Annotated in this window: 20 protein-coding genes and 1 pseudogene; 7 read left to right on the top strand and 14 right to left on the bottom strand. The window is 71.9% G+C overall.

Annotation, left to right across the window (positions count from 1 at the left end):
• Positions 1 to 79: 79 nt before the first annotated feature.
• From AB0C19_RS31515 to AB0C19_RS31485, 7 genes are all read right to left on the bottom strand, one after another.
• The gene (locus AB0C19_RS31515) at positions 80 to 1,579 is read right to left on the bottom strand and encodes a proton-conducting transporter membrane subunit (RefSeq protein WP_357191223.1); all 1,500 of its coding nucleotides are present in this window, start codon (positions 1,577 to 1,579) and stop codon (positions 80 to 82) included.
• A complete protein-coding gene (locus AB0C19_RS31510; RefSeq protein ID WP_357191221.1) occupies positions 1,576 to 3,084 on the bottom strand; it encodes an NADH-quinone oxidoreductase subunit M in 1,509 nt (502 codons plus the stop codon). The genes AB0C19_RS31515 and AB0C19_RS31510 overlap by 4 nt, the downstream gene beginning before the upstream one ends.
• On the bottom strand, positions 3,081 to 5,012 hold the full coding sequence (locus AB0C19_RS31505; RefSeq protein WP_357191219.1) for an NADH-quinone oxidoreductase subunit L: 1,932 nt from the start codon (positions 5,010 to 5,012) through the stop codon (positions 3,081 to 3,083). The genes AB0C19_RS31510 and AB0C19_RS31505 overlap by 4 nt, the downstream gene beginning before the upstream one ends.
• Positions 5,009 to 5,371 (bottom strand): NADH-quinone oxidoreductase subunit NuoK, encoded by a 363-nt coding sequence (nuoK, locus tag AB0C19_RS31500; protein ID WP_357191217.1) that lies wholly within the window; start codon positions 5,369 to 5,371, stop codon positions 5,009 to 5,011. The genes AB0C19_RS31505 and nuoK overlap by 4 nt, the downstream gene beginning before the upstream one ends.
• The gene (locus AB0C19_RS31495) at positions 5,368 to 5,928 is read right to left on the bottom strand and encodes an NADH-quinone oxidoreductase subunit J (RefSeq protein ID WP_357191214.1); all 561 of its coding nucleotides are present in this window, start codon (positions 5,926 to 5,928) and stop codon (positions 5,368 to 5,370) included. Before AB0C19_RS31495 ends, nuoK begins: the two co-directional genes overlap by 4 nt.
• A gap of 25 nt (positions 5,929 to 5,953) precedes the next feature.
• The gene (locus AB0C19_RS31490) at positions 5,954 to 6,559 is read right to left on the bottom strand and encodes an NADH-quinone oxidoreductase subunit I (protein ID WP_357191211.1); all 606 of its coding nucleotides are present in this window, start codon (positions 6,557 to 6,559) and stop codon (positions 5,954 to 5,956) included.
• Between the two features lie 95 nt (positions 6,560 to 6,654).
• Entirely contained in the window at positions 6,655 to 7,083 is a 429-nt protein-coding gene (locus tag AB0C19_RS31485; RefSeq protein ID WP_112700493.1) for an ester cyclase, read from the bottom strand.
• Positions 7,084 to 7,164: 81 nt separating this feature from the next.
• On the opposite strand from AB0C19_RS31485, the gene AB0C19_RS31480 reads away from it, so the two are divergent.
• The gene (locus tag AB0C19_RS31480; protein ID WP_357191207.1) at positions 7,165 to 8,184 is read left to right on the top strand and encodes a glutathione S-transferase C-terminal domain-containing protein; all 1,020 of its coding nucleotides are present in this window, start codon (positions 7,165 to 7,167) and stop codon (positions 8,182 to 8,184) included.
• Positions 8,185 to 8,288: 104 nt separating this feature from the next.
• On the opposite strand, the gene AB0C19_RS31475 is transcribed toward AB0C19_RS31480, so the two are convergent.
• Both AB0C19_RS31475 and AB0C19_RS31470 read right to left on the bottom strand, forming a co-directional pair.
• A complete protein-coding gene (locus AB0C19_RS31475) occupies positions 8,289 to 9,251 on the bottom strand; it encodes a complex I subunit 1 family protein (protein WP_030329816.1) in 963 nt (320 codons plus the stop codon).
• Positions 9,251 to 10,045 carry an NADH-quinone oxidoreductase subunit C gene (locus tag AB0C19_RS31470; RefSeq protein ID WP_357191205.1) on the bottom strand — a complete coding sequence of 265 codons (795 nt, stop codon included), beginning with the start codon at positions 10,043 to 10,045 and terminating at the stop codon, positions 9,251 to 9,253. The genes AB0C19_RS31475 and AB0C19_RS31470 overlap by 1 nt, the downstream gene beginning before the upstream one ends.
• A gap of 105 nt (positions 10,046 to 10,150) precedes the next feature.
• Between AB0C19_RS31470 and AB0C19_RS31465 the strand changes: the two genes are divergently transcribed.
• Positions 10,151 to 11,197 (top strand): glucose 1-dehydrogenase, encoded by a 1,047-nt coding sequence (locus AB0C19_RS31465; protein WP_357191202.1) that lies wholly within the window; start codon positions 10,151 to 10,153, stop codon positions 11,195 to 11,197.
• Positions 11,198 to 11,213: 16 nt separating this feature from the next.
• Here AB0C19_RS31465 and AB0C19_RS31460 read toward each other — a convergent pair whose 3' ends face one another.
• Both AB0C19_RS31460 and AB0C19_RS31455 read right to left on the bottom strand, forming a co-directional pair.
• Positions 11,214 to 12,530 (bottom strand): DUF2252 domain-containing protein, encoded by a 1,317-nt coding sequence (locus AB0C19_RS31460; RefSeq protein WP_357191200.1) that lies wholly within the window; start codon positions 12,528 to 12,530, stop codon positions 11,214 to 11,216.
• Between the two features lie 71 nt (positions 12,531 to 12,601).
• Positions 12,602 to 13,183: an NADH-quinone oxidoreductase subunit B family protein gene (locus tag AB0C19_RS31455; protein ID WP_355005696.1), complete on the bottom strand. Its 582-nt coding sequence runs from the start codon at positions 13,181 to 13,183 to the stop codon at positions 12,602 to 12,604.
• 219 nt (positions 13,184 to 13,402) lie between these two features.
• Between AB0C19_RS31455 and AB0C19_RS31450 the strand changes: the two genes are divergently transcribed.
• Entirely contained in the window at positions 13,403 to 13,939 is a 537-nt protein-coding gene (locus tag AB0C19_RS31450; RefSeq protein WP_357191253.1) for a SigE family RNA polymerase sigma factor, read from the top strand.
• Positions 13,932 to 15,143, top strand: coding sequence for a hypothetical protein (locus AB0C19_RS31445; protein WP_357191197.1), 1,212 nt, complete (start codon positions 13,932 to 13,934; stop codon positions 15,141 to 15,143). The genes AB0C19_RS31450 and AB0C19_RS31445 overlap by 8 nt, the downstream gene beginning before the upstream one ends.
• A gap of 55 nt (positions 15,144 to 15,198) precedes the next feature.
• On the opposite strand, the gene AB0C19_RS31440 is transcribed toward AB0C19_RS31445, so the two are convergent.
• Positions 15,199 to 16,692, bottom strand: coding sequence for an aminotransferase class V-fold PLP-dependent enzyme (locus AB0C19_RS31440; protein WP_357191194.1), 1,494 nt, complete (start codon positions 16,690 to 16,692; stop codon positions 15,199 to 15,201).
• A 26-nt stretch (positions 16,693 to 16,718) separates the two neighbouring features.
• On the bottom strand, positions 16,719 to 18,104 hold the full coding sequence (locus AB0C19_RS31435; RefSeq protein WP_357191191.1) for an MFS transporter: 1,386 nt from the start codon (positions 18,102 to 18,104) through the stop codon (positions 16,719 to 16,721).
• A 98-nt stretch (positions 18,105 to 18,202) separates the two neighbouring features.
• Here AB0C19_RS31435 and AB0C19_RS31430 point away from each other — a divergent pair.
• Positions 18,203 to 18,388, top strand: a pseudogene (locus tag AB0C19_RS31430) (sigma-70 region 4 domain-containing protein); the annotation flags it as partial.
• A gap of 925 nt (positions 18,389 to 19,313) precedes the next feature.
• Here AB0C19_RS31430 and AB0C19_RS31425 read toward each other — a convergent pair.
• The gene (locus AB0C19_RS31425; RefSeq protein ID WP_357191189.1) at positions 19,314 to 19,628 is read right to left on the bottom strand and encodes an MGMT family protein; all 315 of its coding nucleotides are present in this window, start codon (positions 19,626 to 19,628) and stop codon (positions 19,314 to 19,316) included.
• A 13-nt stretch (positions 19,629 to 19,641) separates the two neighbouring features.
• Here AB0C19_RS31425 and proB point away from each other — a divergent pair, with 13 nt between their 5' ends.
• Entirely contained in the window at positions 19,642 to 20,799 is a 1,158-nt protein-coding gene (proB, locus tag AB0C19_RS31420) for a glutamate 5-kinase (protein WP_357191186.1), read from the top strand.
• A 91-nt stretch (positions 20,800 to 20,890) separates the two neighbouring features.
• Positions 20,891 to 22,132 carry a glutamate-5-semialdehyde dehydrogenase gene (locus tag AB0C19_RS31415; protein WP_357191183.1) on the top strand — a complete coding sequence of 414 codons (1,242 nt, stop codon included), beginning with the start codon at positions 20,891 to 20,893 and terminating at the stop codon, positions 22,130 to 22,132.
• Positions 22,133 to 22,265 lie beyond the last annotated feature (133 nt).

Genomic DNA, 22,265 nt, shown 5'->3' with positions numbered 1-22,265 from the left:
CTGACCGGTGTAACAACCCGGTACCCGCCAACCATCCGTCTCAACGCTGAGAGTTGACTGAGACCGGGCCTCGGGTGGGTCAGCGGGCGGCCAGGTCGAGCACCAACTGCGGGGCGAAGCCGAGCACCACGGCGGCCACCGTCGCCACCGCCAGCACCACCGCCACCACGCCCACCACTGGTACGCCCGACGCTCCGCCACCGGCGAGCGCCGCGGCCGGGCCGGGCGTCGTGGTCGGCGCCCAGAGCGCGGCGGTCACCCGCAGGTAGTAGGCGAGCCCGATCACGGCGTTCAGCGCCACCACCAGCGCCAGCCAGGCCGCGCCACCGTCCAGCAGCGCCCGGACCACTGTCACCTTGGCGAACAGCCCAGCCAGCCCCGGCGGCAGGCCAGCCAGACCGACCAGCGCGAGACCGAACGCCGCAGCTCGCCACGGGTGCCGCCGGGCTGCCCCGCGTAGGTCGTCAAGCGTGCCGCCGTCCGCACCCGCCGGCCGCAGCGCTGTCACTCCGGCGAACGCGGCCAGCTCCAACACCACGAAGAAGACGGCGTACGCCACGGCGGCCGCGTACGCGGCGGACCGTGCCTCGTCAGTGCGTCCGGCAGCCAGCGCCAACGCTCCCAACGGGGCGAGGATGTACCCGGCCTGCGCGACTGACGACCAGGCGAGCAGCCGGACAGTCCGCCGCTGACGCAGGGCGACCAGGTTGCCGACGGTCATGGTGAGCACGGCGAGCACAGCGAGCACCGGACCGGTCTGGTCCGCCGGCAGCGCCCGTTGCACAACGGCGAGCAGGGCGACCAGGCCGCCCAGCTTCGACGCTGTGGACAGGTACGCGGCCACCGGCAGAGGCGCGCCGTCGTAGGTGGCCGGCGCCCAGGCATGGAACGGCACCGCCGCCACCTTGAAGGCCAGGCCGACAAGCAGCACCGCGACCGCAACGGTGGTCAAGGGCAGGTCCCGCAACTCTGGCTGCTCGGCGAGCAACGCGCCGAGCCGGTCCAGGTGCAGCCCACCGGTCACCGCGTACAGCAGCGCCGCGCCGAGCAGGGTCAGCGTGGTCGCCACCACGCTGACCACGAAGAAGGTCACCGCCGCCTCGGCGCTGGCGAGGCTCCCCCGGCGCAGGCCGACCAGCACGTACAGCGGCAGGGTCAGCGTCTCCAGGGCGACGATCAGCGTGATCAGGTCTCCGGCCGCGCCGAGCACCACGCCACCGGTCATCGAACAGGCCAACAGGAAGGTGTACTCACCGACCGGTGACCGCCCGGCCCGCAGCGCGGGCACCGACAGCCCGAGCACGCCGACTGTGAGCAGCGCGACCACCACGGCGACCACCGCCGCGCGACCGCCGAAGACCCAGGAGCAGTCGGCGCCCACGCAGAACGTCCGCCGCTCGGCACCCGCCCCGACCAGCGCGGAGCCGACGGCGGTGCCGAGCGCGCCGAGCGCGGCGACCGCGATGGTGGCCCGTGGCCGGGCCACGACCAGATCGGTGATGAGCACGAGCACGGCAGTGCCGGCGGCCAGGTAGGCCGGCAGCAGCGCGACGCTGTCCACGCTCTGCACGACGTTCATGGTTTGACCACCCCGATCAGGGCGTCGACGGGGGCCTCGGCGACGCCGAGGACCAGCGTCGGCGCCAGCCCGATGGCCAACGCGAGCAACACCAGCGGCACCCAGGCGGTCAACTCCGCCCCGGCCAGGCCGGGGCCGACCTGACCGACGGCGGGGCTCGGCCGGTTGTGGGTGACCTGGCGCAGCAACCGCAGGAAGTACGCGGCGGTGAGCGCCCCACCGACCGCGGCCAGCACCCCGAGGGTGGTCCAGAGCGGACCGCCCACCTGCACGGCGGCGATCACCGCGAACGCCTCGCCCCAGAAGCCGGCCAGCCCGGGCAGGCCCAGTGACGCGATCGCCGCGAACGCGAGCAGACCCGCCAACCGGGGCGCGGTCTCCCGCAGCCCGGACAACTCGGCGAGGGTGCCCGTGCCGGTGCGGTCCTTCACCGCCCCGGCCAGGAAGAACAGCAGGCCGGTGATCACCCCGTGCGCGACGTTGCCGATCAACGCCGCCTGGATGCCGGTGGCGGTGAGCGTGGCGACGCCCAGCAGCACGAAGCCCATGTGCCCCACGCTGGAGTACGCGATGAGCCGCTTCACGTCCGACTGGGCCAGGCAGACCAGCGAACCGATCAGGATCGCGGCGACGGCGAGCACGCCGAGCACCGGCGCCGCCCAACGGGCGCCCTCCGGCGCCACCCCCACAGCGACCCTTATCAGGCCGTACGTGCCCATCTTGAGCAGCACACCGGCCAACACGACACTGCCCACTGTGGGTGCCTGGGTGTGCGCGTCGGGCAGCCAGGAGTGCAACGGCCACAGCGGGCTCTTCACCGCGAACGCCAACGCGAGCAGTGTGAACGCGGCCAACTGGGTGCCCCGGGACATCCCCGCGCCACCGGTCAGCGTCACCAGGTCGGCGGTGCCGGCGGCGGCGACCACGACGTACACGCCGACCAGCAGCAACACCGAGCCGAACAGCGTGTAGAGGGCGAACTTCCGGGCCGCTCGACGCCGGTCCGTGCCACCCCAGCCGGCGATGATCGCGTACATCGGCAGCAGGACGACCTCGAAGAAGAGGAAGAACAGCACCAGGTCCAGGGCGAGGAAGGTGCCCAGGATGCCCACCTCGACCACCAACAGCAGCGCGACGAGCGCCCGACCGCTGCCGCCCTCCGGCACCCGCCACATCGTGTACGCGCAGCAGAGCAACGTGAGCAGCGCGGTCAACACCACAAGCGGCCAGGAGATGCCGTCGACGCCGAGGTGGAAGCGCAACTCCAGACCGGGCACCCAGGGCAGGTCCAGTTGGTGCCACGGGCGCACCGCCGGCGCGTCCGCCGACCAGGCGACCCAGCCCCGACCGCCGAGCACCAGCGGCACCGCGGCCAGCAGGGTCAACGCCGCCGCGACAGTGCCGACCAGCCGGGCCGCCCGGTCCCGGGGCGTCGCCGCCACCGCTACCGCACCCAGCGCCGGCACCGCCAGCACCGCGACCAGCAACCCCTGTCCAAACGTCATCGGTTAACTCCAACCAGGGCAGCGGCCAGGCCGATCAGCAGCGCGCCGGCCAGTACGCCTGCGGCGGCCCGGGGCAGCGCCGCGCGGTGCAGCGCGGCCAGCCCCGCGCCCAGACCGGACGCGGCTCGCCCGCTGCCCTCGACGGCGCCGTCCACCACCACCTCGTCACTCGTGCGCGCGGCGCGGGCCAGCGCGCGGACGGGGCGTACCACGAGGGCGCGCTGGACGTCGTCGAGTCGGAACGCGCTGGCGAAGACCGGCCGCAGCGGACCCAGCGCGGCGGCCGGGTCGGCGGTCCTGTCGCGGCGCCAGCCCAGCGTCACCAGCGCGGCGCCGACCAGCAGGAACGCGAGCGGCAGCAGCACCCCCGGCCCCAGGTGGACCAGGCCGTCCTCGGAGCCCGCCACCGGGACGGTGGGGAACCGCAGGCGGTCGGCGAACACCCCGACGAACCCGGCCAGACCGAGCAGCGCGGCCGGCACGGCCAGCAGCAGCACCGGCCAGCGCAGCACGGCCGGCGGGTCGTGTGGCTGAACCAGGGGCAGGCGCGCGGCGCCGAAGAAGGCGCGCAGCAGGAGCCGACCCGCGTACCAGGCGGTGACAGCCACGCCGACCAGCCCGGCGATCCAGACGATCCAGCCCACCCAGGACGGGGCCGGGCCGGTGCCCTCCAGCGCTGCCGACTCGGCGACCGTCAGTACGCCGTCCTTGCTCCAGAAACCGGCCAACGGCGGCACCCCGGCCAGCGCGCCCAGGCCCACCACCGTGCACCAGAACGTCACAGGCATGCTGCGCCGCAGCCCGCCCATCTCCGACATCAGTGTGGTGCCGACGGCGTGGATCACCGCGCCGGCGGCGAGGAACAGCAGCGCCTTGAAGGCGGCATGGGTGAGCAGGTGGAACAGTGCGGCCGACGGTGAACCGACAGCCAGCGCGCCGGTCATGTAACCCAGTTGGGACACTGTCGACCAGGCCAGCACGCGTTTGATGTCGTCCTGGGCGGTGGCAGCGAGCGCGCCGAGCAGCAGGGTGATCGCGCCGAGCACCCCCAGCACTGTCAGCGTCACCGGGGCGGCCGTGAACAGCGGGTAGAGCCGGGCCACCGCGTACACCCCGGCGGCGACCATCGTCGCGGCGTGGATCAGCGCGGAGATCGGGGTCGGGCCGGCCATCGCGTCCGGCAGCCAGGTGTGCAGCGGGAACTGCGCGCTCTTGCCGGCCACACCCGCGAGCAGCAGCAGGCCCGCAGCGGTCAACGTCGCGCCGGAGTGGTCGTGGGCGAGCACGTCGGCGATCCGGAAGCTGCCCGTCGACACGCCCAGCAGCGCGATGCCGAGCAGGAACCCGACGTCACCGACCCGGGTCACCAGGAACGCCTTCATGGCGGCGGCGGGGGCGCCGGCCAGTCGGCGGTCGTGGGCGATCAGGAGGTACGAGCAGAGGCCCATCACCTCCCAGCCGACCAACAGCATGATCAGGTCGCCGGCGACCACCACCAGCAGCATGGCACCGGTGAAGAGGCTGATCTGGGCGGCGTAGGGCGGGTAGCGGTGGTCCACGTCGACGTCGTCGTGCGGACCGCGCCGCAGGTAGCCGATCGAGTAGACCTGCACGGCCAGGGCGACTGCGGTGACCGCCACCGCGACCAGCGCCGCGGCGCCGTCCAGCCGTACGCCGAGGGTCACCGCCAGCCCGCCGAAGTCCACCCAGGTGGCCGACGTCTCCGTCGGCCCGTCGACAGTGAGCAGCAGCGCGACGGCCAACGCCAGCGCTCCGGCCGCACCGGTGACACCGAGCGTCACCGCGGCCGTTCGGGCCCGGTCGCCGCCGGTCGCGCCGTCGCGCCGAGGGGCCGGTGGCAGCAACAAACCGAGCAGCCCGGCGATCAACGGTACGGCGGGCAGCAGCGCCCCGAGCAGCCCGGTCACCGACCCGCCTCCGAGTTGAGGACTGCCGGTTCGCGCCCACCGACGGGATCCGGCGACTCGGTCAGCGGCACGTCATCCACTGCGACTGTCGCCCGCAGCCGGTAGAGCTGGAGAACGATCGCCAGCCCCACCCCGATCTCGGCGGCGGCGAGGACGATGACGAAGAGCGCGAAGACCTGCCCCGAGTGCGGGAGCACGGCGCGGGCGGTGGTGTCAGCGGTGACCAGGATCAGGTTGACCGCGTTGAGCATCAACTCGACCGACATCAGCACCAGCACCGCGTTGCGGCGGCGCAGTACGCCGTACACGCCGAGGCCGAACAGCAGCGCGGCGGTGACGTACGGGATGACCGGCCTCACCGGCGCCCCCCGGGCTCGCTGCCGGCCAGGTCGCCTGCCGTGCCGTCGCGTTGCGGGGCGGCTCGGCCGATGTCCGGCCGGGACAGCACGATCGCGCCCACCAGCGCGGAGAGCAGCAGCACCGAGAGCACCTCGAACGGCAGCACCCAGGATTGGAAGATCTGCTCGCCCAGCCGCTCGGCGGTGCCGGCGTCCGGCAAGGTGACTGTGCTCCAGCGGTACGCGTCGACCAGCAGGGCGGCCAGCCCCAGCCCGGCACCGCCACCGATCAGCGCGGCCGGCCACCCGGGCCGGTCCAGGTCGTCGGAGGCGCCGATCGGGGCCCGGGTCAGCATCACAGCGAACAGCAGCAGGACCACCACCGCGCCCACGTAGATCAGCACCTGCACCCAGGCCACCAGCTCGGCGCTGAGCACCAGGAAGTCACCGGCCAACGCGCCCAGGCACACCACCAGGTAGAGCCCGGCCCGGACCAGGTGTTTCGTGGTCACCACCAGCACACCGGCGCCAACCGCCACCGCGCCGAGGGCGAGCAGCAACACGTCCGCCCCGGTCACCGGCGTGCCCTTCCGGCTCGGGCGTTCACGACGCCGGGTCCTGGTCGGCGTCGGGGCGTACCGCTGGCGGAGCGGGGCGTGCGGCGGCCGCCTTGCGCGCGGCGGAGGTTTCCTCCTTGGCCGGCTCGCCGTTCGGGTCGTGCGCGGGCGGCGGCGGAACGGTGGCCATCCACTGACCGAGGTGGTCCTTGTCGTGCAGCAGGTCCTTGATGTCGTACTCGGCGTACTCGAACTCCGGCGACCAGTAGAGCGCGTCGAACGGGCAGACCTCGATGCAGATGCCGCAGTACATGCAGAGCGAGAAGTCGATGTCGAACTTGTCGAGCACGTTGCGCTGGCGGGGGCGGGCGGCGCCGGGCACCACCACCTCCTCCTTGTGCGAGTCGATGTAGATGCACCAGTCCGGACACTCCCGGGCGCAGAGCATGCAGACCGTGCAGTTCTCCTCGGACAGGGCGATCACGCCGCGCGAGCGCGGCGGCAGGTCAGGAGCCGTGTCCGGGTACTGCTGGGTGGTCGAACGGCTGGTCATCGTCTTGAGGGTGACCGCCAGCCCCTTCACCAGGCCCGCGCCGGGAAGGCCGCGTCCGCTGGCGTCATCGCGCTCGCTGGGGTCGCTCATGTCGACCATCCTGCCCTGTGGCCACGGCGCGCGCGACCACCACCCACAGGTCGACGACCCCAGGGGCTTACCCGAGAAGCACGGTCACCTGCCGATCAGCCGGATCACGCCCCGGGTCCGCTGACGACGGCCGGTGGGAGCATCTCGACGCCGAGTTGTTGCAGCAACTGGAACAGCTCGTTGCAGCTCCACACCTCGACGATCCGGCCCGCCGCGTCGAAACGCAGGAACGTCGCCCCCGAGTAGCTGACCACCTGCCCGGTCGGCGGCACCGGCCCGAACTGCCCGGCGTGGGTGCCGGCGGCCCGCCAATGCACTGCCACCCGCTCGCCGGCCGCGACCACGTCGACGATCTTGTAGCGGAGGTCCGGGAAGGCCGCCCGGCGCTCGCGATGCCAGGCCAACGTCGCCTCCGGCCCGGTGCCGCCCAGCCCCGGGCACTCCTCGGCGACCAGCTCGTACGCCGACTCCTCCTGGCGGGCATTCCACACATCGGCGATGAACCGCCGGGCCGCCGCCTCCACATCCGTCATGCCGGCAGGGTATCCGGGACCACTGTGCGCCGTAGATCCGCGAGGATTGGGTAGAGACACTGACCAGACCGGGAGGGCGACGTGGGCGAGGAAAAAAGCGGCAAGTACGTCGAGCCGGGCGGCGAGTTCACCCGCGACCAGCGGTACATCGCCACCCGGATCACCGAGGACGGGCGCGACGGATATCCGGTCGAGCCGGGCCGGTACCGGCTGGCGGTCAGCCGGGCCTGCCCGTGGGCCAACCGGCTGATCATCGTGCGGCGGTTGCTCGGTCTGGAGGACGCCATCTCGATGGCGGTGGCCGGCCCGACCCACGACGCCCGGAGCTGGACCTTCGACCTCGACCCGGACGGTCGGGACCCGGTGCTCGGCATCGAGCGCATCCAGGAGGCGTACTTCAAGCGCTTCCCCGGCTACGAGCGGGGCATCACCGTTCCGGCGATCGTGGACGTGCCGACCGGGCAGGTGGTGACCAACGACTACGCGCAGATGAGCCTGGACCTGTCCACGCAGTGGAGGGCGTACCACCGCGAAGGCGCCCCGCAGCTCTACCCCGAGCACCTGCGGGAGCAGATCGACGAGGTCAACGCCGTGGTGTTCCGGGACGTGAACAACGGCGTCTACCGGTGCGGGTTCGCCGGCAACCAGGAGGCGTACGACAAGGCGTACCACCAGCTCTTCGACCGGCTGGACTGGCTCACCGAGCGGTTGACCGACCAGCGCTACCTGGTCGGCGACACCATCACCGAGGCCGACGTGCGGCTGTTCACCACGCTGGTCCGCTTCGATCCGGTCTACCACGGCCACTTCAAGTGCAACAGGCAGAAGCTGAGTGAGATGCCGGTGCTGTGGGCGTACGCCCGGGATCTGTTCCAGACTCCCGGTTTCGGCGACACCATCGACTTCGACCACATCAAGCGGCACTACTACGAGGTGCATCGCGACATCAACCCGACCGGCATCGTGCCGCTCGGCCCGGACCTGTCCAACTGGCTCACCCCGCACGGTAGGGAAGCGCTCGGTGGCCGCCCCTTCGGCGACGGCACCCCGCCCCCACCCCCGAAAGAGCCGGTAGACCCCGCACACACCCCACTGCGCTAAGCCCCCTCGCACGCGTCGATCTTGCACTTTCTGACGCCCAAATGCACCATTTGGTCACGTTTGCCGGGACAGAAAGTGCAAGATCGACGCGGACGGGTGGGGGTCTACAGGGCTATGCGGACTGCCGCGGTGAGGACCAGTTGGGCCAGGGACGCGGGCACGAGGACCAGCCAGCAGAGGCGTTGGAGCTGGTCCTCGCGTAGCCGGGGGTAGGAGACCCGGAGCCAGATGATCACGAAGGAGACCGCGAAGATCTTGAGCAGCGTCCAGAGCCAGCCCAGCTGGTCGTCGGCGAACGGGCCCTGCCAACCCCCCAGGAACAGCACAGTGGTCAGCGCGGCGATAACCACGATGCCGACGTACTCGGCGAGCAGGAAGAACGCGAACCGCAGACCGGTGTACTCGGTCATGTAGCCGAAGACCAGCTCCGAGTCGGCCACCGGCATGTCGAACGGTGGCCGACGGATCTCGGCCAACCCGGCGACGAAGAAAATGATCATCGCGGGTGCCTGCCAGAGCAACCACCACGGCTGCCACGCCTCGACGATGCCCGACAGGCTGAGCGTGCCGGCCGCCATCGCCACCGACGCGGCGGCCAGCACCAGCGGCAGCTCGTAACCGAGCAACTGGGCCGCCCCGCGCAACCCGCCCAGCAGGCTGTACTTGTTGGCCGACGCCCACGCCGACATCAGCACCGCCACCACCCCGACGCCGACCACGGCCAGCACGAAGAAGAGGCCGATGTCCAACGGTTGCCCGACCAGATCGTTCGGACCGAGCGGAATGACCAGCAACACCAGCAGGTAAGGCACCAGGGCCACCGCCGGCGCCAACCGGAACACCGCCCGGTCCGCCTCGCGTGGGGTGATGTCCTCCTTCTGCACGAACTTGACCCCGTCAGCCACGAGCTGCGCCCAGCCGTGGAAGCCGCCCGCGTACATCGGGCCGAGCCGGCCCTGCATGTGCGCCATCACCTTGTGCTCGGCCTGGCCGACAAGCAACGGCAGGGTGAGGAACGCGACCACCACGCCGCCGATCCGGAGCACCAACTCCACCCAGAGCGGCATCAGGCCGTACCCCCGTCGTGGTCGCTCCGGCCATCGCGACCCGGCGGGTCCGCGGGCGCCGGCTGGTCGGCAGGGGTCGGGCCGTCGGCGGCGCCGGCCGGTCGGGGAGTACCCGCCGGACGGGCCCCCGGGGCGGGCCGCGCCGGACGCTCACGAGCCGGTCTGGCCGGGGTGCCGCCACGCGGGCCCTCCCCCACCCCACCGGCGCCGGCCGGGGTGGGCGTTGGCCCCCACTCGCCCGGGGCGGGAACGCCTGGCGGGCGGATCGGTCGACGCCCGCCGCCGGCCTCGGACTCGCCCGGCTCCTTCGCGCCCGGCCAGGGCTTCGCCACCCGGGAGGCCAGCACGAACTCCTTACGCAGCGGGTGACCCTCGAACTCCGGCGGCAGCAGCAGCGGCAGCAGCTCCCCATGCCCGGCGAAGTCGATGCCGAACATCTCGTGCGTCTCCCGCTCGTGCCAGGCGGCACCGGGGTAGACGTCGACCACCGACGCGACAGTGGGCGCGCCGCGCGGTAGCCGGGTACGCAGCAGCAGGCCGTGCCGCAGTCGCGTCGACCAGAGGTGAGCCACCACGTCGAAACCCTCGGCCAACTCGTCGACGGCGGAGAGCCAGTCGAAGAAGTCGCAGGCCAGCTCGGTGTCGTCACGGGCGGCGGAAACCGCTGTCAGCCAACTCGCGGGCGGCACGTCGATTGTGGCCCGGGCGAACTTCTGCCCGCCGGAGACCGACGGGGTCGCCTCAACCGGCGCGAGTAGCGCGACCAGCCGAGCGCCGACCTCTTCGGGAGTCATGCCGCTGATCCTAGTGCCGGGCGGGCCCCCACCTGGCCGCCGCCGATGCCCAGCGATCTGCCGGCTTTGGGCGCGGCGCACGCCTCGGCGGGGAAAGATGAGGGTGTGCGCGCTGTGACAGTGAGACCCGGGGTCGCCAACTCGCTGAGCCTCGTCGAGGATCAGCCGGAGCCGGCTGCCGAGGAGGGCTCTGTCCTGGTCGAGGCGCTGGCGGTGGGGATCTGCGGCACCGACCACGAGATCATCGCCGGCGAGTACGGCGAGGCGCCGCCGGGCGCCGACCGCCTGATCATCGGGCACGAGTCACTGGGCCGGGTGATCGAGGACTCCAGCGGCACCCTGCAACCCGGTGACCTGGTGGCCGGGATCGTCCGGTACCCCGACCCGGTGCCCTGCTCGAACTGCGCGGTCGGCGAATGGGACATGTGCCGTAACGGTCAGTACACCGAACACGGCATCAAGGGCTTGGCCGGGTTCGCCAGGGACCGCTGGCGGGTCGAACCGCGGTTCGCGGTCGCGCTCGACCCGGCGCTGGCCCAGGTGGGCGTGCTGCTGGAGCCGACGAGTGTGGTGGCGAAGGCCTGGGACCACATCGAGCGGATCGGGCACCGGGCCGAGTGGCAGCCGCAGACCGTCCTGGTTACCGGGGCCGGGCCGATCGGTCTGCTGGCCGCGTTGCTCGGCACCCAGCGCGGGCTCACCGTGCACGTGCTGGACCGGAACACCGAGGGGCCGAAGCCGGAGCTGGTCGCCGGGCTCGGTGCCACCTACCACACGGTGCCGGTCAACGACCTGCCCTTCGAGCCGGACGTGGTGATCGAGTGCACGGGCGCTCCCACAGTGGTCCTCGACGTGATGTGCAAGGCGGCCCCCACCGGGATCGTCTGCCTGGCCGGGGTGTCCAGCGGTGGCCGGAGCATCGACTTCGACGCCGGGGCGCTCAACCGGGCGCTGGTGCTGGAGAACAACGTGGTGTTCGGCTCGGTGAACGCCAACCGGCGACACTGGAACATGGCCGCGCAGGCACTCGCCCGCGCCGACCAGGTCTGGCTCGAGTCGCTGATCACCCGGCGGGTGCCGGTGAACCGGTACGCCGACGCGTACACCCCTGGGCCGGACGACATCAAGGTGGTGCTGGAGTTCGCGTCCTGAGCGACGTCGCGCCCGATCAGATGCCCGGCAACCGACCGTTGCGGAACAGGTCGACGAAGAGCTGATGGTCCTGGCGGGCGCGCACCCCGTACGCGTGCGCGAAATCCACCAGGTGGGCGACGAATCCCCGCTCGTCGGCGTCCACCGCCGCGACGATCGCCTCCTCGGTGGAGTAGTCCACCAGGTCGTGACTGGATTCGTCGTCGGCGACCGAGTGCATCCGGGCCACCGCCCGGCCGAGGTCGACGAGAACCCCGGTCAGCTCCTCCGGCTCGTTCACGTCCGACCAGTCCAGATCGGCGGCGTACGGGGAGACCTCGGCGACCAGCTGACCGGTCCCGTTCAGCTCGGTGAAGCCCAGCCACGGGTCGGCGTGCGCCTGCAACGCCCGCTGCGACTCGGCGGTCCGGTGCCCCTGGTGCTGGAAGTAGCCGCGGACCGACTCGTCGGTGACGTACCGCGCCACGGCCGGCACCTGCGCCTGCTTCATGTAGATGACGACGTCGTTCTCCAGCGCCTGGGTGTGGCCCTCCAGCAGCAGGTTGTACGACGGCAGCCCGGCCGAGCCGATGCCCACCCCCTTGCGCAGCACCACGTCCTTGATCCGCGCGGCCACCGGGCGCAGCTGCGTCGAGGCGGTTGGCAGGGTGCCCAGATAGTCCTGGAAGGCGGCGCTGACCAGGTCCCGGGTGGCGTCGTCGATCTCGAAGACCCCGTCGCCGATGGAGAAGCGTCGCTCGTAGTTGTCGATGGTGGTCTGCGCGGCGAGCAGGTCCACGCGGGTGTTGAGCCGGGCCCGTTGGAGCACCCGGCGCAGCACTCCGTCGGCGTTGTCCAGTGTGATCGAACCGATCGCGTCGTCACCGCCGGCGGCGATGGCCCGCAGCTCGGTCAGGTACGACCGGGCGAACCCGGCCACCAGCTCCCCGATCGCCGTGTCGGAGAGCGCCTTGCCGTAGCCGAGCAGCGCCACGCTGGCCGCGAGCCGGCGCAGGTCCCAGGTGAAAGGCCCGACGTACGCCTCGTCGAAGTCGTTGACGTTGAACACGAGCTGCCCGGAGGCGTTCATGTAGGTGCCGAAGTTCTCCGCGTGCAGGTCACCGTGGATCCACACCCGGCTGGTCTGCTCGTCGGAGAACCGGTCGTCGGCGAAGTCGCCGAGCTGGTCGGCGTAGAACAGCGCGGCGCTGCCCCGGTAGAAGGCGAACGGCGAAGCCGCCATCTTGCGGAACTTGCGGCGGAAGGCGGCCGGGTCGATCGCCATCGACGCACCGAACTCCTCGGTGAGCACGTCGACGATGTGGGTGGACCGCTGGTCCGCTGAGCTGCTCATAGTCCGCAGGCTAGTGCCGCGGGTCCACAACGGGGTGGCGAGCGCGCCGTCGTGGGTGGTGACTCACGCTGTCAGGTAGCGGCGGGCGGGCGTACCGGCGGGGCGGTGAGCGAGTCGACCGAGCGTGGCGCGGCGGCCTCGCGGGGCGGGGCGTCCAGCGGGGCGGCCAGCACGTCCCGTTGCGGCACACCCCCGATGCCGGACTGCTCGGCGGCGATCTTCTCTTGCAGGCGCAGGATGCCGTGCAGCAGCGCCTCCGGCCGGGGCGGGCAGCCGGGCACGTACACGTCGACCGGGATGAGCTGGTCGACGCCCTTGGTCACCGAGTACGAATCCCAGTAGGGGCCGCCACAGTTGGAGCAGGCGCCGAACGAGATGACGTACTTCGGCTCGGGCATCTGGTCGTAGAGCCGCTTGATCGCCGGGGCCATCTTGTCGGTCACCGTGCCGGAGACCACCATCAGGTCGGCCTGGCGGGGGCCGTGGGCGAACGGGATCACGCCGAGTCGGATGAAGTCGTGCCGACCCATGCTGGTGGCGATGAACTCGATGGCACAGCAGGCCAGACCGAAGTTGAACACCCAGAGCGAGTAGCGACGGCCCCAGTTCAGCACGAACCGGATCGGCTCGCCGAGCACTGCCGGTAGCTGCACTACCGCCCCCTCTCCTCAGCGACAGTGAATCACAGCCGGCGTCGGTACGGTCCGGCGGTGAGCGGTCTGAGCGCCTCACCAGTTGTCCCCGAGCCGACAGCGTTCGGCGGCGGTTGACGCGCAACCTAGCGGCGCGCTCGCTTGTGTGACCGGTGCTGGCGAAGACAGCGCCGGCAGTCGCCACGGGGAGGACGAGTGCTTGTGACACGAGATGTGCGGGTGGGTGGACGCCCGCCGGACCCACCGGGAACCGCAACCTCCGCGGCGGCAGAGCTGGTCTTCGACGACTTCTACCACGCCCACTTCCGCGGCCTGGTGGTGCAGCTGACCGCGTACACGGGTGACCGCGGGCAGGCGCAGGACCTGGTTCAGGAGGCGTTCTGTCGTGCGTACGCCCGCTGGGACCGGCTCGCCGGATACGAGGACCCCCTGGCCTGGGTCCGTCGGGTCGCCTGGAACCTCGGCCACAACCGCTGGCGGCGGCTGCGGACCGCCCAGCAGTGGCTGCTGCGGCAGCGGGAGACACACGTCGCGGAGCCGAGCCCCGACCGGGTCGTCGTCGACGCCGCGTTGGCGAAGTTGCCGCCGAAACAGCGGCGGGCCGTCGTACTGCACTACCTCGCCGACCTGACGGTCGCCGAGATCGCCGCTCAGGAACAGGTAGCGGAAGGGACTGTCAAGTCCTGGCTGCATCGGGGCCGGACTGCACTCGCCACACACCTGCGCGACACCAGAGAGGAGGTGCGGGATGTCTGAGCAGGAGATTCTTGACCTCTCCGAGGAGTTTGCCCGATACCGCCGTACCGCGCTCGCGGAGGTCGAGGCACCAGGACCTGCCGCCGTCCGACGGACGGTACGAGGCCGCGGCCGACGCCGGCTGGCTGCCAGCGCCACGACGGCGCTCGCCCTGGTCGGCGGATCGGCCGTCGGATACGCGGCGTTGAGCGGCCCCGACCACCGACCCGGTCCCGTCGACCCGACGCCGAGCATCTCGGTGTCACCGACGCCGACGCCGATGCCGACGAGTCCGACCCCCAGCCCTGCCGGGACCAGTGCCAGCCCGACCACCCCCGTGCCGGACGGCCAGGTCAGCCGGGCGCAACTGCTGGGGGTGCCGGTGACCCTACCGGCATGGCGGGCCGGACGAGGCTGCCCGACGTCGCAGACGCGGCTCACCGCCGATGCCCGGGAGGGCGCGAACTGGCTCTTGGCGCTCGACCACGGCGACATCGACGGGGACGGCGCGGTGGAGACCGTGGCTCTCGTGCAGTGCGTGCTCGGCACCCGCGGGCCGATGCAGGTGGTCGCCTTCGACCGGGACAAGGAAGAAAAGGTGGTCACGCTCGGCCGGGTGGTCACGACCACCATCGACAAGCCGGAGTGGCTGTTCGCTCTGGATGTCGTGGGCGACGGCACGGTTCGCGTTCAGGTCGGTGACATCGCTCCCGGGGGTGGCTGGAACGCCAGGTGGTCACAACGGCAGTGGCGGGGCTACCGCTGGAAGGGTGACGCGTTCAGCCAGGTCTCCGGGCCGACGAGCTTCGGTCCGAACCCGAACCTGGCGGACGTCGCGGTCACCACCGGCGACCTCGTGCTGAGAACTGCCGACGACGGCTCCCGGACGGGTACGGCCACGGTGCGGATTCGTAACCGGGGCACGGGCCCGGTCGCCCACGTGATGCTGCGGTTGGGCGTGCCCGCGGTGGTGCGCGCGGACGTCGACGGGTGGGGCCCGTGCGCGGGCGTCCACGAGAACGTCGAACCGATCACCTGCCGCCTGGGTCAGCTGGCCGCCGGGGCGGAGATGCGGCTGGACCTGGACTTCCGGGTGCTCGAAGGAATCACGCTGAGCACTGACAAGGCGGACGTGGAGGTCCAGCCGATGGACAGCGAACGTGACGTCCTGCCGGACGTCAACAGAGCCGACAACCTGGTTCAGATGAGAATGATCTACGGCTGACGGTCGCCGGCCGCGTCGTACGCCACGGGGGCGTACGACGCGGCCGGCGCTCCGGTCACCAGGTGGGACGTTGCAGCAGCCCGACGAACTCGACCAGCAGCCGCTCCCGCAGCGCCGGCGGCGCGGCGTCGAGCAGCGTGTTCACCACCGCCATCCGCTCCGGCAGCGGCGCACCATCGGGCTCGCCGCCCATGCCCAGCCCGGCGGCCAGGCCCGCGACCAGCTCCGGGGTCAGCGCGTCCGGGATCAGCGACGTCGCCAGCGCCGTCAGTTCCGGCGGAAGGGCGACCGGACCGGCCGCCTGGGCCGCTGCCACCGCGTCGGTCAGGTCCGGCCCGAACTCGGCGACCCGGGGCGCGACCGCGGCGGTCACCGTGAGGTGCACGCTGGCGGGCAGGCCGTCGTACGACAGCTGGGGTTGGGTGTGCCAGCCCCGCGCGGTCAGCTCGTCGACCAGGACGAACAGGTCGGGGCCACCCTCGGTGGCGGTGAAGCAGACGACTGTCGACTCCGGCTCGGCCATCAGCCGCAGCCCGTCGACGGCGCGGACCGCATCGGCCAGGCCGGCGACCGCGTCCCGGGTGATGGCGGTCAGCCGCAGGTAGCCCTCGTCGCCGAGGTGCCGCAGCGTTGCGTACGCGGCGGCGATCGGCCCGCCCGAGCGGGTGGACGCGATCACCGGATTGATCATGGTGTAGCCGGGCCAGTCGGCGTACGCGAAGTACTGCGGGGCGCGCAGCGTGGCGTCGCGGTGCAGCAGCACGGACACGCCCTTCGGCGCGTACGCGTACTTGTGCAGGTCGACCGAGATGGAGGTGACCCCGGGCACCGCGAAGTCGAACGGCGGCACCGGCTGTCCGATCCGGCGCAGGTACGGCAGGGTCCAGCCGCCGAAGCAGGCGTCCACGTGGCAGCGCACCCCGGCCTCGGCCGCGGCGGCCGCGATCTGCGTGACCGGGTCCACCACCCCGTGCGCGTACGAGGGCGCGGAGCAGGCGACCAGCACCGTCTCCGGGCGGATCGCGGCGGCCATCGCGGCCGGGTCGGGACGTAGCGTCTCCGGGGAGACGGGCACGACGTCCAGCGCCACCCGCAGGTAGTGCGCCGCCTTGGCGAATGCCGCGTGCGCGCTCGACGGCACCACGATCCGAGGCGCGGCGATCTCCGGGTGGGCGTCCCGAGCGGTCTTGACGGCGAGGATCAGTGACTCGGTGCCGCCGCTGGTGACGCTGCCGACGACGTCCGGAGCTGTGGTTCCGGGGCCGGCGCCCAGCACCCTGCCAGCGGCGCCGACCAGCGCGTTCTCCATGGCCAGCAGGGACGGGAACGCGGTCGGGTCCAACCCGTTGACGTGCGCGCTCTCCCGGTGGGCGGCGGCGGCCAGCTCGTCCAGCCCCGGCACCGCCGGGTCGTAGACGTACGCGAACAGCCGTCCCCCGTGGGTGGGCGCGTCACCCGCCCGCAGCTCCCGCACCTCTTCAAGAACCCGTTCCGCGGGAACCCCGGCGGCGGAAAGCGCCCCGGCCTCGACCCTGCTCTCGTCGATCATGGAGTCATGGTGCCCTTCTCGTGACGTCAACGGCTTTCGTCCCCCACCACAACTCCGTGATCGACTCTGTCGCTCTGGGCGGTGAGGGTGTACTGGCGGAGCAGGAGGATCGGAGGGGCGATCAGCAGGGCCGGAATCAGCGTGAAGCCGAGGAGGACACCCAGTCTCGCCGTGTCGGACTGGGCCGCCGCCGAGCCGGTGTCGGAGGACACGTAGCCGGAGAGCTGGAGCACCAGTCCGTAGATACCCGGGCCGAGCGCCAGGCCGAAGGTCTCCCCGGCGGTCCACAACCCGGTGAAGACGCCCGCCTGCCGTCGGCCGGTGCGCGCCGTCTCGTGCGCGATGCAGTCCGGCAACATGGCCAGCGCGAAGACCTGCTGCCCGGCGTACCCCACGCCGATCAGCGCGACCACGAGATAGACGGCCACCGCCGGCAGCACCGGGGCGGCGACCAGGGCGAACGCGCCGACGGCGAGGATCAGCGAGGCGACGACAAGCGCGGTGCGCTTGCCCAGCCGAGCACCGATCCGGCTCCAGATCGGCATCACCAGCAGCGCCGGCCCGACGAAGCAGACGAAGAGCAGTGTCGGCCCGCTCTCCGCGTCGCGCAGGATCTGCCCCGCGAAGTAGTTGACCCCGGCCAGGATCGTCGCCACCCCTGCGGACTGCACCACGAAGCAGATCAGCAGCGCCCGGAACGGACGGTTGGCACCGGCCACGGCGAGCTGGGCGCGCAGCGTCGGCTCGCTCTCCCCCACAGTGCCGGTCGGCGCGGACCGGGTGCCCAGGAACGCGCCGAGGGCGCCGAGGGCGATCAGCACCGCCACGAACAGGCCCATCCAGCGGTGCCCGGCCACGCCGTCACCACCGGCGCTGACCACCAGCGGCGCGACAGCGCCGGAGACCAGGATGGCCAGCGCCAGCACCGCGATCCGCCAGGTCATCAACCGGGTGCGCTCGGCGTAGTCGCCGGTCAGCTCCGCCGGCATCGCCACGTACGGCACCTGGAAGAAGGCGAACGCGGTGGCGGTGGCGAGGAACGCGAACGCCACGTACGCCACGGCGGCCGGGCCGTTACCGAAGGGCGCGGCGAAGATCGATGCGAACAGGACGGCGAGCGCGAGGCCGGCGACGAGCAGGTACGGCCGGCGGGCGCCCCACCGCGACCGGGTGCGGTCGGAGATCCGCCCGGCAACCGGGTTGACCAGCACGTCCCAGGCTTTGGGTAGCAACACCAGCAGGGCCGCCAGCCCGGCGGCCACGCCCAGGGTGTCGGTCAGGTACGGCAGCAGCAGCAGGCCGGGCACTGTGCCGAACGCTCCGGTCGCCAGCGAACCGAGCGCGTAGCCGGCGTGCACCGAGCGGGGCAGCGAGCCGTTGGCTGACGAGCCGGCGCCCGGCGGCGTTTTCATGGGGCCGAATGTTACTCACGTTATCTCGAGGGCTGACCACCCTGCCGGCCCTGGCGGGACAGCCGAACAGTCAGGGTGACGGCCGCACCGAGGCGGAGGTGGCCGGTCCGACCCCCGACCGGGTGGCGATCGACGCGGCGCTGGCGCAGTTACCGGCCAACCATCGCCGAGCGGTCATCCTGCACTACCTGGCTGACCTCTCCATCAGTCAGATCGCCGCGCAGGAAGGGGTGGCCGAGGGCACCGTGAAGTCATGGTTGCACCGTGGCCGGACGGCCCTGGCCGGGCTGCTCGACGAGAACACCGAGGGGGTGGCGGAATCCGTCGAACCCACCACCCCGTCGACCTCGGCACCGCCGACGCCCACACCGTCCACGTCGCCGCCGGCGACCACGAGCACCCCGAACGGCGCCGTCGAGACCATCGCCGTCGTCGCCTGCCGGTACGGCGAGGCGTCGGCGAAGCAGGTGGTGGCCTTCGACCGGAACCCGGACGGTCGAATCGTGACGGTCGGCAGGGTGGTCCGGACCGGCGACGGGTTCGACGACATTCGCGCTGTGGAAATCAACCGGATCGGGTCGGTCGAGGTGCGCGTGGCCGACATCGTGCCGTGCTGTGGCACACCGAGTTACCCGCGGCGAGAGCAGGTACGGACGTACCAGTGGGACGGGCAGCGATTCGGTCAGACCGACGGCCCGACGGCATTCGGCAAGGACCCCCGACTCACCGATCTACGGATGACCATGACCCACGAGCTCGTCGATGTTCCGGGAGCGGACACCCGACGCAAACTCACCACGGTCTTCACGGTCACCAACGCCGGGCCAGTCGACGCGGCCCAGGTCGCGTTCCACTCCATTGAGGCCGGCGAGCGGGCCGGCGGACACTGGTCCCGGTGCGATCCGAAACCCGGGCCAGACGCCGATCATGCGTCGTGCCTGCTGCCCGGGGTGCCGGTCGGTGAATCGCGCCGCTACACGTTCGTCCAGTTGGTGCCGAACAAGCCGGGACCCGACGCGACCACCCGGAGATTCCTCGTCCTCCACTGCGACGCGCAGGACCGCCAATGGCCCGACCTGACACGGGACGACAACGAGGTGCCGTCCCCGCTGCGATTCTGAACGACCCGCACGGTGCCTCGCCCCCGCCGGGGCGGGGCACCGTCGGTGTATGGCAAGTCCCGGCCGCCGCAACCACGCACGCCAGTGATCACATGCCCGCATCCGGCGACCAACCCGCCGCCGCGATGTCCACACCCTCACCACGCAGCGGCACACCCTCAGCCCGCAGTCGGGCGCGGGCCTCCCGCTCGTGCCCTGGCGGCAGTCGACCACTAGCGGTCACCACCCGATGCCAGGGCACCGAGCCCCCGTGCCGGGCCATGATGTTGCCGACCAACCGGGCCGAGGCACGCCCCGAGCGCTCGGACAGCGCGTCGGCCACCCCGCCGTACGACATGACCCGGCCCTCCGGGATCCGCTCGACCAGGTCGAGCACCGCCTCGACGTACTCGTCTGGAGTCACAATCCGCCACCATATGGGAACGCCGCCGGGCGGTGCGGCCGTGACCACGCAGAATGGTCGGGTGCGCGACGCAGTCACGACGGCCCGGCGGGTCGTTGTCAAGATCGGATCCTCCTCGTTGACCACCGCCACCGGCGGATTGGCCGACGAGCGCGTCGACACGCTGGTCGACACCCTCGGTCGACTCACCGCCGAGGGGCGCGAGGTGGTGCTGGTCTCCTCCGGCGCCATCGCCGCCGGGCTCGCCCCGCTCGGGCTGTCCCGACGCCCGCGCGACCTGGCCACCCAGCAGGCCGCCGCCAGTGTCGGGCAGGGGCTACTGATCGGCCGGTACGCGGCCAGCTTCGCCCGGCACGGCCGCACCGTCGGGCAGGTGCTGCTCACCGTCGACGACGTGACCCGGCGAGCGCACTACCGCAACGCGTACCGGACCCTGCGCAAGCTGCTCGACCTGCGGGCGGTGCCGATCGTCAACGAGAACGACACGGTGGCCACCCAGGAGATCCGGTTCGGTGACAACGATCGGCTGGCCGCCCTGGTGGCCGCGTTGGTGCACGCCGACCTACTGGTGCTCCTCTCCGACGTGGACGCGCTCTGGACCGGTGACCCCACCAACCCGCGCTCGACCCGGATCGCCGAGGTGCGCGACGACGCGGACCTCGCCGGCATCACCATCGGCGGGGCCGGCCGGTCCGGCGTCGGCACCGGTGGCATGGTGACCAAGGTCGAGGCCGCCCGGATCGCCACCGGCTTCGGTATCCCGGTGGTACTCACTGCCGCCGACCTGGCCACGCCGGCGCTGGCCGGCGAACCGGTCGGCACGCTCTTCCACCCGCAGCGGCGACGCCCGACAGCCCGGCTGTTCTGGCTGGCCCACGCCACCTCACCCCGGGGGCGGCTGCACCTCGACCCCGGCGCGGTCGCCGCCGTCGTCGGGCGGCGCAAGTCGCTGCTCCCGGCCGGCATCACCGCCGTGGACGGCACGTTCACGGCCGGCGACCCGGTGGACCTGGTGGACACCGCCGGCGCATCGGTCGCCCGAGGGCTGGTCAACTACGACGCGGTGGAGCTACCCGGGCTGCTCGGCCGTTCCACGTCCGAACTCGCCGCGGCGCTCGGCCCGGCGTACGAACGAGAGGTCGTCCACCGCGACGACCTGGTCCTGCTGTGAGGAGTGCTGGCATGAGCGAGCTTCAGCGAGCGAATCATCAACTCAGGGCGCTGGTGCCTCAGGGCAGCACGGAGCGAAGCGGAGTGGCGGCATGAGCGTCGTTGAGCAGGCGCGACGGGCGAGGGACGCCGCCGCGGAGTTGGCAGTGGCCACGCGTACGGTCAAGGACGCCGCGCTGGTGGCGATGGCCGACGCGCTGGTGACGCGTACCCCGGAGATCCTGACCGCGAACGAGACGGACCTGGCAGCCGGCCGGGAGGCCGGGCTGAGCGCGGCCGTGCTGGACCGGCTCGCGCTCGACGCGGGTCGGGTGGCCGGCATCGCCGACGCGCTGCGTGAGATGGCCGCGTTGCCCGACCCGGTCGGCGAGGTGGTCCGCGGGTCCACCCTGCCCAACGGCCTTGAGCTGCGCCAGATCCGGGTGCCGTTCGGGGTGGTCGGCATCATCTACGAGGCGCGGCCCAACGTGACAGTGGATGCCGCCGGGATCTGCCTGAAGTCCGGCAACGCGGCGCTGCTGCGCGGGTCGTCGTCGGCCGCGCACTCGAACGCCGCGCTGGTCGCGGTGCTGCGCGACGCGGTCGCCGGGGCCGGTCTGCCCGCCGACGCGGTGCAGTTGCTCGACGCCAGCTCCCGCGACTCGGTGAAGGAGCTGATGCGCGCCCGGGGTCTCGTCGACGTGCTCATTCCGCGCGGTGGCGCGTCGCTCATCCGCACAGTGGTCGAGGAGTCGACAGTGCCGGTGATCGAGACCGGGGTGGGCAACTGCCACGTCTACGTCGACGCCGCCGCCGACCTGGCGAAGGCCGTCGCGGTGACGCTGAACGCCAAGACGCAACGCCTCTCCACCTGCAACACCGCCGAGTCGCTGCTGGTGCACGCGGGCATCGCCGACGCGTTCCTGCCGCCGGTGCTGGCGGCGTTCGCCGAGGCGGGGGTGACGGTGCACGGCTCACCCGAGGTGGCCGCCCACTCCGCCGCCGTGGTCCCGGCGACCGATGAGGACTACGCCACCGAGTACCTGTCCGCCGACATCTCGGTGGCTGTGGTCGACTCGCTGGACGCGGCGGTCGCGCACATCCGCCGCTTCGGCACCGGGCACACCGAGGCGATCGTCACCGACTCGGCGAGCGCGGCCCGCGACTTCGTCGCGAGGGTGGACGCGGCGGCGGTGATGGTGAACGCTTCGACCCGGTTCACCGACGGGGGCGAGTTCGGCTTCGGTGCGGAGATCGGCATTTCCACCCAGAAGCTGCACGCTCGCGGCCCGATGGGCCTCCCCGAGCTGACCAGCACCAAGTACGTCGTCACCGGCGACGGACACGTGCGCTAAAGCCCCGCCGGCCGCCCCTTGCGTCGCCCCCCTACGTCGCCCCCCTACGGCGATCTTGCACTTGCTGCACCGACATAAGGTGCATCCCGCGCAGATCGGCGACAGAAACTGCAAGATCGCCGCGGGGGGTCGG

It is taken from the genome of Micromonospora sp. NPDC048842, from assembly GCF_040649935.1.
Lineage (GTDB): Bacteria > Actinomycetota > Actinomycetes > Mycobacteriales > Micromonosporaceae > Micromonospora > Micromonospora hortensis.
The sequence above is the reverse complement of the archived record's forward strand: the minus strand, read 5'-3'. Positions and strand labels throughout refer to the sequence as shown.

Excerpts from the sequence above, each read along its gene's own strand:
- AB0C19_RS31445 (WP_357191197.1), top strand. The coding sequence starts at position 13,932 with ATGTCTGAGCAGGAGATTCTTGACCTCTCCGAGGAGTTTGCCCGATAC.
- AB0C19_RS31470 (WP_357191205.1), bottom strand. The coding sequence starts at position 10,045 with ATGACTCCCGAAGAGGTCGGCGCTCGGCTGGTCGCGCTACTCGCGCCG.
- proB (WP_357191186.1), top strand. The coding sequence starts at position 19,642 with ATGGGAACGCCGCCGGGCGGTGCGGCCGTGACCACGCAGAATGGTCGG.
- AB0C19_RS31490 (WP_357191211.1), bottom strand. The coding sequence starts at position 6,559 with ATGGTCGACATGAGCGACCCCAGCGAGCGCGATGACGCCAGCGGACGC.
- AB0C19_RS31510 (WP_357191221.1), bottom strand. The coding sequence starts at position 3,084 with ATGACGTTTGGACAGGGGTTGCTGGTCGCGGTGCTGGCGGTGCCGGCG.
- AB0C19_RS31475 (WP_030329816.1), bottom strand. The coding sequence starts at position 9,251 with ATGCCGCTCTGGGTGGAGTTGGTGCTCCGGATCGGCGGCGTGGTGGTC.
- AB0C19_RS31485 (WP_112700493.1), bottom strand. The coding sequence starts at position 7,083 with ATGACGGATGTGGAGGCGGCGGCCCGGCGGTTCATCGCCGATGTGTGG.
- AB0C19_RS31435 (WP_357191191.1), bottom strand. The coding sequence starts at position 18,104 with ATGAAAACGCCGCCGGGCGCCGGCTCGTCAGCCAACGGCTCGCTGCCC.
- AB0C19_RS31440 (WP_357191194.1), bottom strand. The coding sequence starts at position 16,692 with ATGATCGACGAGAGCAGGGTCGAGGCCGGGGCGCTTTCCGCCGCCGGG.
- AB0C19_RS31515 (WP_357191223.1), bottom strand. The coding sequence starts at position 1,579 with ATGAACGTCGTGCAGAGCGTGGACAGCGTCGCGCTGCTGCCGGCCTAC.
- AB0C19_RS31460 (WP_357191200.1), bottom strand. The coding sequence starts at position 12,530 with ATGAGCAGCTCAGCGGACCAGCGGTCCACCCACATCGTCGACGTGCTC.
- AB0C19_RS31415 (WP_357191183.1), top strand. The coding sequence starts at position 20,891 with ATGAGCGTCGTTGAGCAGGCGCGACGGGCGAGGGACGCCGCCGCGGAG.